Origin of the sequence: Alcaligenes nematophilus, from assembly GCF_026344155.1 — a bacterium.
GTDB lineage: Bacteria > Pseudomonadota > Gammaproteobacteria > Burkholderiales > Burkholderiaceae_B > Alcaligenes > Alcaligenes phenolicus.
Genome location: NZ_JAPKMZ010000003.1, coordinates 390,094 through 402,518 on the forward strand (window position 1 = coordinate 390,094; position 12,425 = coordinate 402,518).

9 protein-coding genes are annotated in these 12,425 nt (G+C 58.1%); 2 read left to right on the top strand and 7 right to left on the bottom strand.

Features of this window, described 5'->3' with window-relative positions; all coding sequences use genetic code 11:
- Positions 1 to 22: 22 nt before the first annotated feature.
- Positions 23 to 2,776, bottom strand: coding sequence for an aconitate hydratase AcnA (acnA, locus tag OSH04_RS10475; RefSeq protein ID WP_115634553.1), 2,754 nt, complete (start codon positions 2,774 to 2,776; stop codon positions 23 to 25).
- A gap of 267 nt (positions 2,777 to 3,043) precedes the next feature.
- Between acnA and OSH04_RS10480 the strand changes: the two genes are divergently transcribed.
- A complete protein-coding gene (locus OSH04_RS10480; protein ID WP_035269803.1) occupies positions 3,044 to 4,633 on the top strand; it encodes a sensor domain-containing diguanylate cyclase in 1,590 nt (529 codons plus the stop codon).
- On the opposite strand, the gene OSH04_RS10485 is transcribed toward OSH04_RS10480, so the two are convergent.
- The 6 genes from OSH04_RS10485 to OSH04_RS10510 all read right to left on the bottom strand — a co-directional run bounded on the left by OSH04_RS10485 (position 4,630) and on the right by OSH04_RS10510 (position 11,122).
- Positions 4,630 to 5,478 carry a putative RNA methyltransferase gene (locus OSH04_RS10485; RefSeq protein WP_266108415.1) on the bottom strand — a complete coding sequence of 283 codons (849 nt, stop codon included), beginning with the start codon at positions 5,476 to 5,478 and terminating at the stop codon, positions 4,630 to 4,632. The two genes, OSH04_RS10480 and OSH04_RS10485, sit on opposite strands and share 4 nt — an antisense overlap.
- An 80-nt stretch (positions 5,479 to 5,558) precedes the next feature.
- On the bottom strand, positions 5,559 to 6,362 hold the full coding sequence (hutG, locus tag OSH04_RS10490; RefSeq protein WP_257112640.1) for an N-formylglutamate deformylase: 804 nt from the start codon (positions 6,360 to 6,362) through the stop codon (positions 5,559 to 5,561).
- A 29-nt stretch (positions 6,363 to 6,391) separates the two neighbouring features.
- Entirely contained in the window at positions 6,392 to 7,216 is an 825-nt protein-coding gene (locus OSH04_RS10495; RefSeq protein ID WP_026483610.1) for a carbon-nitrogen hydrolase family protein, read from the bottom strand.
- Positions 7,217 to 7,238: 22 nt separating this feature from the next.
- Positions 7,239 to 8,084, bottom strand: a complete 846-nt coding sequence (locus OSH04_RS10500) for a serine hydrolase (RefSeq protein WP_035269792.1) — start codon at positions 8,082 to 8,084, stop codon at positions 7,239 to 7,241.
- Between the two features lie 19 nt (positions 8,085 to 8,103).
- Entirely contained in the window at positions 8,104 to 9,516 is a 1,413-nt protein-coding gene (locus tag OSH04_RS10505) for a hypothetical protein (protein ID WP_035269790.1), read from the bottom strand.
- 121 nt (positions 9,517 to 9,637) lie between these two features.
- A complete protein-coding gene (locus tag OSH04_RS10510) occupies positions 9,638 to 11,122 on the bottom strand; it encodes an N-acyl-D-amino-acid deacylase family protein (RefSeq protein ID WP_035269787.1) in 1,485 nt (494 codons plus the stop codon).
- A 106-nt stretch (positions 11,123 to 11,228) separates the two neighbouring features.
- On the opposite strand from OSH04_RS10510, the gene OSH04_RS10515 reads away from it, so the two are divergent.
- Positions 11,229 to 12,173 (top strand): LysR family transcriptional regulator, encoded by a 945-nt coding sequence (locus OSH04_RS10515; protein ID WP_035269784.1) that lies wholly within the window; start codon positions 11,229 to 11,231, stop codon positions 12,171 to 12,173.
- The last annotated feature ends 252 nt before the right edge of the window (positions 12,174 to 12,425 follow it).

The window sequence follows — 12,425 nt, forward strand, 5'->3', positions numbered from 1 at the left end:
ACGCCTTGACCTGCTGCCGGGCTTACGCTTTCAACAAGCCCCGCAAAACGTACTGCATGATACCGCCGTGACGGTAGTAATGCGCTTCGCTAGGCGTATCAATTCGGACTAGGGCCTCGAACTCGATATCGCCCGCACGCACTTTGACCTTCTCGGGAATCTTGTCCTGATTCAGGGCGGTAATGCCTTCGATATCAAAGACTTCATCCCCCGCCAGGCCCAAGGTTTCGGCGTTCTGGCCAGCCGGGAACTGCAAAGGCATCACGCCCATGCCCAGCAGGTTGCTGCGGTGAATACGCTCGTAGGACTCGGCAATGACTGCACGGACGCCCAAGAGCACCGTGCCTTTGGCCGCCCAGTCACGCGAAGAACCCGAACCGTATTCCTTGCCGGCCAGAATCACCAGCGGGACAGCGGCATTCAAGTAATTGCGCGAGGCATCGTAAATCGTGGCCACTGGTGCGCCATCTTGCGTGAAGTCGCGTGTATAGCCGCCTTCTGTACCCGGAGCCAATTGGTTGCGCAGACGCACGTTAGCGAAAGTGCCGCGAATCATGACTTCATGGTTACCGCGACGCGAGCCGTAGGAGTTGAAATCCTGCGGTTTGACGTCGTGATCCATCAAGTACGTTGCCGCAGGCGAGGTACGCGCAATCGAACCGGCGGGGCTGATGTGGTCGGTTGTCACCGAATCACCCAGCTTGGCCAGCACGCGAGCACCACGAATGTCCGAGACAGGGCTTGGATCGCGCTTCAGGTCAATGAAGTAAGGCGGTTTGCGCACGTAGGTGGAATCATCCTGCCACTCGAAACGATCCCCTTTGGGGGTAGGCAGAGAGCGCCAGCGCTCGTCACCGGCGAACACATCGGCATAACCATCACGGTACATATCCGAGGCAATCGCCTTGCTGATCACATCCTGCACTTCAGCGGCAGACGGCCAGATGTCTTTCAGGAATACATCCTTGCCATCGCTGCCCTGCCCCAAAGGCTCGTGGTACAGGTCAATATCCATGGTGCCCGCCAAGGCGTAGGCGACCACCAGCGGTGGCGACATCAGGTAGTTCATCTTCACTTCGGGGTGAATACGGCCCTCGAAGTTGCGGTTACCGGACAGCGTGGACACCACGGCCAGATCGTTCTGGTTAATGGCCTGGCTGACCTCTGGAATCAAGGGGCCAGAGTTACCAATACATGTAGTGCACCCATAGCCAACCAGATCAAAACCGAGCTTGTCCAGATAGGAAGTCAGGCCTGCACGCTGGTAGTAGTCCGTGACCACGCGCGATCCGGGGGCCAGACTGGTTTTCACCCAAGGCTTGCGGCTCAAGCCCTTTTCCACGGCTTTCTTGGCCAACAGACCGGCGGCCATCATGACGCTGGGGTTGGAGGTATTGGTACACGAGGTAATGGCGGCAATCACCACCGAACCGTGATCCAGCTCACACTGGCTACCGTCGGCCAAGGTGAATTTCACAGCAGCTTTACGGGGTGCTGGCGGCTTGTGCGAAGGCACGTCCGACGCGGGGAAACTTTCTTCCACGGCCTCATCGTAGGTCGCTACATCGTCGCCCAGCAAGTCGCGCACAGCGGTACGGAATGCAGGTTTGGACGAGGACAGCGCAATGCGGTCCTGGGGACGCTTGGGGCCAGCAATCGAAGGAACAACGGTGGACAGATCCAGCTCCAGGCGCTCGGAGTAGCGAGGCTCGTGCTGCGGATCGTGCCACAGGCCCTGAGCCTTGGCGTAGGCGCGTACCAGTTCGATCTGCTCTTTGCTGCGGCCCGTCAGCTCCATATAACGCAGGGTTTCCTCGTCAATCGGGAACATGGAGATGGTGGAGCCGTATTCAGGGCTCATATTGCCGATAGTGGCACGGTTGGCCAACGGCACAGCGCTGACGCCGGGGCCGTAGAACTCCACAAACTTGCCGACCACCCCATGCTGACGCAGCATATCGGTAATCGTCAGCACCAGGTCAGTAGCCGTGGTGCCTTCAGGCATTTGGCCCGTCAGCTTGAAACCCACAACGCGAGGGATCAGCATGGAAATGGGCTGGCCCAGCATGGCGGCTTCGGCCTCGATACCGCCTACGCCCCAGGCCACCACGCCCAGACCGTTCACCATAGGCGTGTGCGAGTCCGTGCCCACACAGGTATCGGGATACGCCAGCTGACGGCCTTGTTCGTCGCGCGTAAAGACCACGCGGGCCAAATGTTCCAGGTTCACCTGGTGAACAATACCGGTGCCCGGTGGCACGACCTTGAAGTTATCAAAAGCACTTTGGCCCCAGCGCAGGAACTGATAGCGCTCCATATTGCGCTCGTATTCGATTTCCACGTTGCGTTCAAACGAGCTGGGCTTGCCAAAGTCATCCACGATCACCGAGTGGTCGATAACCAGCTCGACAGGGGCCAAGGGGTTGATTTTTTGCGGGTCACCGCCCAAGGCCTGCATGGCTTCACGCATGGCGGCCAGGTCCACAACGGCTGGAACACCAGTAAAGTCCTGCAGCACAACGCGTGCGGGGGTAAAGGCGATTTCACGATCGGGCTCGGCAGCAGGGTCCCAGGCGGCCAGGGCGCGAATATCATCGGCCGTGACATCGCCACCATCTTCGGTGCGCAGCAAGTTTTCCAGCAGGATCTTCAAGCCATAAGGCAGGCTGGCAACATCCAGGCCATCTCCACGAACCGCATCTAACCGATAGTAGTCGTAGGACTGCCCGCCGACATCCAACTGGTGCAAAGCCTTAAAACTATCTACGCTTTTCATATCGGGATCTCCATGGAAAAGTGCCGGCCGATACCATCCAATCTACCCAGCCAGCGATACACATGTGGTAACTGTCTATTGGTCTAGACCATTCCACATCTTACACTCTGGCGTAATCCCCTGCCCTGCGCGACGTCCTTCCTGTGGCCTTAGGTCACACCTCCTCAAACTCGGAAACATTCTTTACGTATAATGTTTTAGGCGTCTTACGCCCGTCTGTTCGGCCTCCCCCGCCCCTCCCTTTACTTCGAGCGTTCGCCCATCCTCATGTTTTTTGTTGATCTGCGCCGGCTGATTCTCTTGCTGGCTACTGCCAGCAGTCTGCTGACCATGGGCTACACCTTGTATGGAGCCTATTCAGCGGAGCGTTCCTTGCTGATCGAGCAAGCTCTGGAAAAGAACCGCGCCTACGCGCTGAAACTGGCCAGCAGCACCGATGCCTTCATCGCCAATTTGCAACAGCAACTTCGTTATAGCGCCAACGAACTCTCCCGTTCCCTGAATCAGGGCAACGAGCCCATGCTACGTGACGAAGTCAGACGCCTGAAAGAACAAAACAACAGCTTTAACTCGGTTTTGATTCTGAATACCGAGGGCCGGGTTCTGGCCAATGCTCCCCAACAGCTCAACCTGCTTGGCACGACACTGCGGGGGGAAGGCACGCAACTGGCACTGAAAACCAGGAAACCCGTGGTCAGCCCACCCTATCTGTCCGCCACCGGGCGCTTGCTGATCTTCCTTTCGCACCCGATTTTTGATGCAGAAGGCAATTACAAAGGCCTGGTAGGTGGTTCCATCTACCTGCACGAGCCCAATAGCCTGAACGCCTTGCTGGGCGAGCACTTTTACCGTGATGGTTCTTACATTTATGTAGTCGACCAGCACAAACGGCTGATTTTTCACCGTGACGTCGCCCGGATTGGCGAAGTCATACACGGCAACCCGGCCATTGACGCTGTCAGCCAGGGCGAGAGTGACGCTCTGTCCCTGCGCAACGTGAAGGGCGTAGACATGCTGGCCGGTTTCGCGCCCAGCAACGATGTGAAATGGGGAGTCGTGGTGCAAAGCCCCACCAAAGTGGTGCTGGATGAATTAACGGTCCTGCTGGGCAAAGTACTGCGCAATTCCATCCCCTTTTTCCTGGCCGTGCAGATCCTGATCTGGATGTTGGCCATGCTGATCGCCAAACCCTTGCGACAACTGGCTCGTCAGGCTCCGCATCTGGATTCAGCCAAGGCCAGCTCGCGCATCGAACAAGTTCATGCCTGGTATTTTGAGTCCCGCCAGATCAAGCTGGCCATGTTGCTGGGCTTGAAACGTGTTAATCGCAAAATGGGCGTCATGGATGTGGAGCGCAATACCGACCCGCTGACCGGCCTGAACAACCGCCGGGGCATGGCTGTTGTGCTGCAACAATGGAAGGAAACGGACACCCCCTTTTCCGTGCTGACGGTGGATATTGACCACTTCAAACGCGTGAACGACACCTACGGGCACGATGTGGGCGATCTGGTGCTGAGCTTTCTGGCCGACACCATGCGGGCCTGCACCCGCGATACGGACCTGATCTGTCGGGTCGGGGGTGAAGAGTTCTGTATTTTTCTGCCCGATCAGGATGTAGACCAGGCCGTGCAACTGGCCGAGCGCCTGCGCATTTTGATCAGCGAAACCAATAGCCCAACTGGCTCACCCATTACGATTTCCATTGGGTTGGCGCACTGGCCCTTGCATGCCCGAGAACACAGCACAGTGTTGAAACTGGCGGACGAAGCGCTTTACAAGGCCAAGCGCAATGGACGCAACCGCGTAGAAATTTGCGATCCGGCCGCCAGCGACGCTCAGAGCAGATCAGCTTAAAGACGGCGCAAGACCTTGATACGCACATCCACCTGAAGATCCAGGCTCGTCAATTGACGAGCCTGCTCCAGCCCTTGCGCGCTGGCTCGGAACAAATGGGGCGTCATCAAGAGCAGATCGGCAATTTTCTCTTGTGAATCAAGGCTGATCTGACAACGAACACGTTCAACAGCTTCCAGACTGAAACCGACCGGGGACTGCGGAGTCTCGTCCTTGTCGGCTTTCAAGGTCGGATAAATAATGCGGCGCAGCTCCAGCAAATGGTCTGGGCCCGCTTCAACCTGCACCCAGATACCGCCCGGCTTCAGCACGCGCAAGAACTCCTCGGGCACGGCAAAACCAAACATGCACAGCAAGGCATCCAAAGCACCATCCGGCACGGGCAATTGCGCATTGCTACCCACCAGCCAACGTATGTCCGAGGAACTGCGCGCCGCTGCCATGACGGCCCACTTGGAAATATCCAGACCAATCAGAGCCAACTGCCCATTCTGATCCTGCTGACGCAAATAACGCGGGTAATAGCCCTCGCCACAGCCCGCATCCAGACAGGCATAAGGCGCCTCTCCTTCCAGGCCATCCATCAAGGCACGCCACACGCCGGCGGCAATAGGCTCGTACACCCCGGACTCCAGATAACGACGCCGCGCCGCCACCATTTCCTTGCTGTCGCCCGGATCGCGTGAACGCTTGTTTTGTACAGGAAGCAGATTGATATAGCCCTGGCTGGCCGTATCGAAACAATGGCCCGAGGGGCAGCGCCAGCTGGCAGCCTCAAACGAGAGCGGCAAGCCGTCCAAAGGACAGCACAGTTTCTCGAACAGGGGCGGGGAAAGGTCAGACATAAATGAATCGCTCTACGGCCACCGTGGCCAAGGCGATAGTGTAGCGCCCCGGCCTGTCTATGCCGGGGCTCAGGATGAATTTACGACTTGGTCGCAAAAGCCAGCGCGTCGCGCAGCAAGGCCTCGATCAGGGGCTGGATGTTACGGGCCGCCTCTTCCTTGTACTCAAAGGGCCACTGCTCTTCCATGTAACAGCACTGCGCCATTTCCAGCTGCACAGCATGGATGTTCTGCTCGGGACGTCCGTAGTGGCGGGTAATGTAACCACCTTTGAAACGACCATTCAACACGCTGCTGTAGTCTTTGTTGGCCGAGGCGGTTTTCATCAGACGTTCGCTCAAGGCTGGATCGCAACTCTGACCATTGGCAGTCCCGAAATTCAGATCCGGCAGACGGCCTTCAAAAAAGCGCGGCACGACCGAACGAATCGAATGCGCATCCCACAGGACCACACGGCCATGCAGGGCCAGCAAACGCGTCAGCTCTTCTTCCAGCTTCTGGTGATACGGCAACCAGATGGTCTCGCGACGCTGGGCAACCTCACGCTCGTCCGGTTCCTGGCCAGGCTGGTAAATGGGTTCATCGCCAAACGTGTCCACGGGACACAGGCTGGTGACGCTTTGACCGGGATACAGGCTGGCATTGTCCGGCGGGCGGTTCTGATCCACCACAAACCGCGAATACGTCGCCACCAGCACGGACGCACCCAGTTTCTGGGCGCACTCATACAAGCGTGGAATATGCCAATCCGTATCCGGCACCTGACGCGCTGACTCCGTAAAACGCGCCAGCAAGTCCGAAGGCACGTAGGTGCCCGAATGGGGCATGGAAATCAACAAGGGGGCAGTGCCCGGATAAAACTCAAAGGCAGCAGGTACGGTCATGGCAGACTCCAGTCTGTTTCAGCACACAATCAAGAAGGAATAGGATACAGATCACCCCGGCGGTGCTGCCAGGCCGGAAGTGATTCACGCATGCGCTGCACGCGAGCGGGGTCCAGATCGGCGCAAATATAGCCTGGATGATCAGGCATACAGGCCAATACGGTGCCCCAAGGGTCAATAATCATGCTGCGACCCAAGCACGGCATGGCGGGACCGGGACCGCCAATCTGCGCGGCGGCCAGCACGTAACACTGATTTTCAATGGCTCGGGCGCGCAACAGCACTTCCCAGTGGTCACGGCCGGTATGCACATTAAAGGCGGCGGGCACTACCAGCACATTCGCGCCACGGGCACGCAAGGTACGGAACAGCTCGGCAAAGCGCATGTCGTAGCAAATGCTCAGGCCCAGATTCAGATCCCCGACCTGCACATTTTGCAGATGCTGACCGTGGCAGAAATCGTCGGACTCGCGGTATTCCAGACCGTTCACCACCGCATCGTACAAATGCACTTTGCGGTATTGCGCCACGATTTCGCCCTCTGGTGAAAACGTCACGCTCGTGTTGCCCAGGCGATGATCATCAGGACGGCGCTCGTGCATGGAACCCAAATGAATCCAGGCACCGGTGCGGCGCGCCAGGCTGGCCATGTGATCCGTCACCAGACCCGGAATGGGCGTGGCATTTTGCTGCAACCATTCCGTATCACCACGTACATCGCTGTACTCGGGAGTCACAATCAGTTGTGCGCCGTCTTTGGCAGCGGCCAGCACCCAATGTTCTAGCTGGTCCAGATTGGTTTGGCGGTCGCGGCCGCTATCCAATTGAACTAAGGCAACACGTGTCGTAGACATACTTTTATCCTTTCGGACCGGCTCAATACTGCAGGGCGCGGGCCGTTTCCAAGGCCAGACGGGACAAGACACCCGCTCCCTGGCCACCGTATAAAGAGGTGCTGGTGCGGCCATCGGTAAAGCCATCGGCCATCACAGCCAGCACCACACTGCGTTCGCCCATCGTCAAGATACCGGCATCGTGACGCAAGCCGGGCAAGGAGCCGGTTTTGTGCGCCAGTTGGGCGATAGAAGGCAAAATTGCCGCAAAGTGACCTCGTTCGCGCTGATCCGCCAGCATGTCCAGCCCCTGCTGACGCAGGTTTTCCGGCAGGGCAGGCGAATGCAATAGATACAGCAAGGTCGAGCAGGCATCCTGAACAGTCGTCCAGTTGTCTTTACCGGCCTCGCGCGCCTTCATGTCCATCATGTGGCGCTGCAAATCCGTGTGTTTCAAGCCGGCCTGGGCGCTCCAGGCGTTGATGTTATCCATGCCCAGCAAATCGATCAGGGCATTGGTAGCGACGTTATCGCTCAGAATAATCATTAAAAGAGCCAACTCGCGCAGGCTCAGGCTGGGCACGCCGGGTAGCTGACTCAAAATGCCGGTGCCAGGGGTACGGTCGCCCTCGGGCAAAGGGTAAACCGTATCGAGCGACAGCTTGCCCTGTGCCACCTGTTCCAGCAGGCACAGGAGCATGGGCGTCTTGATCAGGCTGGCCGAGGGCATGACGCGCTGCGCCTGCCACTCGAACAAGGAGGTACCGTCGGTAGCGTAGACCGCCATCGAAATACGGGCGGACTCCTGGGTCAGCAAAGGCTCCAGTCGTTCCTGCAGGCGCTCACGAACCAGTGGCGCATCCAGCAACTCGCTTCCTAAGGTAAACATACAAACACTCCTTCAATACTTAGACCAGAATCAGGAACAGGCCGACGAACATCAACAAGTTGACCGCCATGACCGCCCAGCCGTTATACAACATGTACTTGAGCTGAGTGGAACGCGCCAGGCCCATCTGGCCGAACATATCTGAAGAAGGGAAAGGACCAAACCAGTCAATCTGCGAACTGCCCAGAATCACGGCGGCAGTGGCTGCGGGGCCCACACCGGCGGCCGCCAGCACAGGACCAAAGATCTTGGCGGTGAAAGTCATCTGCGCCACGGCAGCACCCGGAATGTGACCGACCACGTTAAAGGCCACAATCAACATGCACAGCACGGCGCCACTAATACCGACCAGATAGGGCTGCACCGAATCCAGCAAGGCGTGATAGGCGTTCAACTGATCCACCAGCACCAGCACCGGGTTGAACAGCCAGAACAGGAAGAAAATCCAGATCAGCTTGCCCGCACCGGCATACATGGCCTGCAAAATTTCACGTGGGTTCATGCCACCGGCCAGACCGGTGGTAGCACCCAGGGACACCATCACAATAATGGCGTAGGCAAAACCGGCTTTGGAGGCGATACCCACCGCAGCCAAACCCACGATGGTGATGCAGAAAGCCCAGGCAGCACGCACGGCCTTGGGGGAGGCCTTGGCATTCACGTCAAAAGCAGCCTGACCTTGCGAGGCTTCTTCGTACTGGAAATGATCCTTGGTCATCTTCTGAATACGACCGGACATGAACCAGCCCGTCAGCAAGGTAGCAGCAGCCATGGGCAGACCGGCAACCAGCAGGTAATCGGTGTAGCTCAAACCGGTCAGACCCGTCACGGTCACCACGTTAGGGGTGAATGGGCCCAGCACCAGACCGGCGGAACCGGCGCTTTGGAACAAGGCAGCCACAGCAGGAGGGGACAGACGCACGGCCGCGGCAATTGGAATCACCACCGCAGCAATAATGGCGTTACCGCCAGCCAGCGTACCCAGAGCGCCACAGATCAAGGTGGAGGCCACCATGATGCCCAGACGCACACGCACCGGATTGGACAAGCCAATACGCTTCACAATGGCTCGCACCAATTGCTCGGCGGCACCCGTACGGGCAGCCACTTCACCCACCCCGGCGCCCAGTACAATAATCAAACCCACCACGGCAATGAACGAGCCCAGGGACTCGGCCAGCAGTTTGCCCATGGCAATGGGCGTCGTACTGGTCATGATGGCGCCCAATACAATCGCACCAATCGTGGCCAGAACAATATCCACACCCAACAAGGCGATAAGCGCAAACACCACTACCGGCGTCAAGCCCCACAGGGAGCTTTCACCCGGCATGTAAAAGTGGGTGTACAAGGCAATCGCCATGCCAATTAAAAACACCACCATGGCAGCATTGCGCTTGCCCGTTGGCATTTGTTGCTGAATGACACTCATGTCGTCTCCTTAACGATCCTTCCTGGCCAGTTTTCAAAAACCGACCTGCATGTGATGCAATCGCCCTGCCCTGGTTGACCGCCCCAGATCACAGCGACTGTTTTCTTGTCCGACGCGCCGCTTATAGCGGGATAATCGGCGCATCCAGGCTTTGTGCCTGAGCGGCAAAGGCGCGATCAAGCACCTGGCCGGGCCGCTGCTCCGGGGCAACAGGGTGAACCTGTACGCCATTCACAAACACGGTCTGCACACCTTGAGACGGTAAGGTGGGCTCTTCCCAGGTGGCGCAATCTTGCACCGTTTCGGGATTAAACACCACCAGATCCGCCCAGGCGCCGACTTGCAACACGCCTCGGTTTTCAAGCCCGAAGACCGAGGCAGGCATGGCTGTCATTTTGGCAACCGCCTGCTCCAGGGACATCAGGCCATCTTCGCGTACGTACCGCCCTAAAATGCGCGTGAAACTACCCCACAAACGAGGGTGGGGATGCGCATCCGCAGGCAATCCGTCCGAGCCCACCATGCAACATGGGTGGCTGAAAATGCGCTGGACTTCTTTCTCGTCCATCGCAAAATAAATCGCGCCAGCAGGCAGCAAACGCCGTGCGGCAGTTTCTCGGTCGCAGCCCCACTGCTCGGCAATCTCGGCCAGATACAGGCCATTGCACTCGGGGTGAGGCTCGGACCAGGTAATACGAATCTGGTCTATGGTGTGGGCGCGCTCAGGGATCAGGATCGTGGAGCTGCCCGAATAGGGATAAATATCCAGGGTGGCCTGCACGCCATCGGCGCGGGCTCGATCAATATTGGCCAAGGTATGGCTGCTGCGGCCCCAGTTGGCCGGCATCATGCACTTGTGGTGCGACACCAGGGTGGCGCACTGCGTCTGGCGGCCTACCGCCAGCACTTCTTCTACCGACTCCTGCACCGTGTCGCCTTCATTGCGAATATGACTGGTGTGCAAAGAGCCTTTGGAAGCGGCAACACGGGCCAGACCTTCCAGTTCGGCCGGCTCGGCCATGCAGCCGGGCTCGTAAGCCAGGCCGGTGCTAAAGCCCACGGCGCCTTCTTCCAAGGCCTTGGCCAGCAAAGCTTCCATGGCCTTTTGTTCATCGGCATTCGGCTGGGACAAGGGGTCCTGCATCACGGCCATGCGCAGATTCGCGTGACCGACCAAAGCCGCCACGTTGATCATGGGCTTGAGCTTGCGCACGGCTTGCACGTACTGCGCCATGTCTTCAAACAAGGGAGAATCGCCCAGCAAGGCCAAAGCCGCTGCCGAGTTACCGGGCAAAGGAGCCGGGAAAGCGCTGACGCCACAATTGCCGACCACAACTGTCGTAATGCCCTGGCTGGTTTTCCAGTCCAGAACAGGCCGCTCGATGAACATCAAATCATCATGGCCGTGAGTATCAATAAACCCGGGAGCCACCACATGGCCGCTGGCGTCCACCGATTGATCGGCGTGCCAGGCGCTCAAGTCGCCCACGGCGACAATCCGTCCTTCTCGAATACCCACATCACCACGCCAACGCGGGGTGGCCAAGCCATCAATAATCCAGCCATTGCTGATCTTGACGTCCAGCCTGCGGTCGTCTGTCTGCATCTACGTCTCCACTAACCCTCCCACAAAAAGGGGAGTTGACCGCATTATCCAAAGGTATTATTAATATGAAAAATTGTTTAAGTTAATTGATTAATCAGAAAATGATATGGACAGACTTCCCAAGCACATCACGCTCAAGCACTTGAACGCGTTTGTCGCCGTGGCCCAGGAGGCCAGTTTCACCCATGCCGCGCGTCGTCTTTTTCAAACACAATCCTCGGTCACGGGCCTGATCCAGCAGTTGGAAGTTGCCCTGAACACCACCTTGTTCAACCGCACCAGTCGGCGTGTATCCCTGACGCCTATTGGTCAGGAGTTCCTGCCGCGCATCACCCGCCTGCTGGCAGATTTTGATGGCGCCATCAGCGATGTCATGCGTTATGGGGAATTGAAAAGCGGGCGGGTCAGTGTGGCCGCAGCGCCGTCGGCCATTACGGATTTGATAGCACCGGCAGCCGCCAATTTCTCCCAGCAGCATCCGGCGGTCCGTCTGTATTTACGGGATGACAACTCGGGACGCATTCAACGCCAGATCGTGGCCGGGGAGATCGACTTTGGTCTGACCAGTCCCTGGGCGGATGTCCAAGGGTTGGACAGTCAACCCTTGCTGGAAGACCAGTTTGGCGTGCTCTATCGCAGCGACGACAAGCTGATCAAACCGGATGCCAACAACACGGTCAGCTGGTCTGCTCTGGATGAACGCAAACTGGTCGGCGTCGTAGACGAAACCGGGATCATGGCGGTGCTGCAGTCCCGTCCGGACCTGCCCATCGAAACCTCGGCCCCGTTTTATGAAGCGTCCAGCACCACCTCGCAAGCAGCGCTGGTGCAAAGTGGTCTGGCCATTGCCCTGCTGCCCGCCTTGGCTGCACAACGGGTCTTGATGCCCGGTCTGAGCTTCTCCTTGCTGCAGGCCCCCACGCTGGTCCGTACCTTGTGTCTGATGTTTCACCAAGAACATGACTTGACGCCCGCGGCGGCGGCATTGGTCGATGAGGTGCGAGCCTACGTGAAAAAAGCTCCTTTACCGCCTGGATGCCGCGCTCTGTAAGCATGTGCAAATATGGTGGGAGACAGGCTTGGGCTCAGTAACAATAAGGACGGCAAGTCGCGTCCCGTTTTTCTCGCGACTTGGCCCTGACTGCTCGACCCTTTCCCTTCGATAGACGAACAGCAAAGCCGGACGTAGAATCGCCTTCAAGCCTCGCCTGATCAGAATGCCGTCATGCCAGTGCTTCTTCTCTGGTATCGATCGCACACAGGGCGACCCTGCAGGTCATTGTCCTGCTCTCCAGGAGAAGCC

What these genes read in the sequence shown, in the direction of transcription:
- OSH04_RS10480 (WP_035269803.1), top strand. Translation starts at nt 3,044, where the DNA reads ATGTTTTTTGTTGATCTGCGCCGGCTGATTCTCTTGCTGGCTACTGCC.
- OSH04_RS10505 (WP_035269790.1), bottom strand. Translation starts at nt 9,516, where the DNA reads ATGAGTGTCATTCAGCAACAAATGCCAACGGGCAAGCGCAATGCTGCC.
- hutG (WP_257112640.1), bottom strand. Translation starts at nt 6,362, where the DNA reads ATGACCGTACCTGCTGCCTTTGAGTTTTATCCGGGCACTGCCCCCTTG.
- OSH04_RS10495 (WP_026483610.1), bottom strand. Translation starts at nt 7,216, where the DNA reads ATGTCTACGACACGTGTTGCCTTAGTTCAATTGGATAGCGGCCGCGAC.
- acnA (WP_115634553.1), bottom strand. Translation starts at nt 2,776, where the DNA reads ATGAAAAGCGTAGATAGTTTTAAGGCTTTGCACCAGTTGGATGTCGGC.
- OSH04_RS10500 (WP_035269792.1), bottom strand. Translation starts at nt 8,084, where the DNA reads ATGTTTACCTTAGGAAGCGAGTTGCTGGATGCGCCACTGGTTCGTGAG.
- OSH04_RS10515 (WP_035269784.1), top strand. Translation starts at nt 11,229, where the DNA reads ATGGACAGACTTCCCAAGCACATCACGCTCAAGCACTTGAACGCGTTT.
- OSH04_RS10485 (WP_266108415.1), bottom strand. Translation starts at nt 5,478, where the DNA reads ATGTCTGACCTTTCCCCGCCCCTGTTCGAGAAACTGTGCTGTCCTTTG.
- OSH04_RS10510 (WP_035269787.1), bottom strand. Translation starts at nt 11,122, where the DNA reads ATGCAGACAGACGACCGCAGGCTGGACGTCAAGATCAGCAATGGCTGG.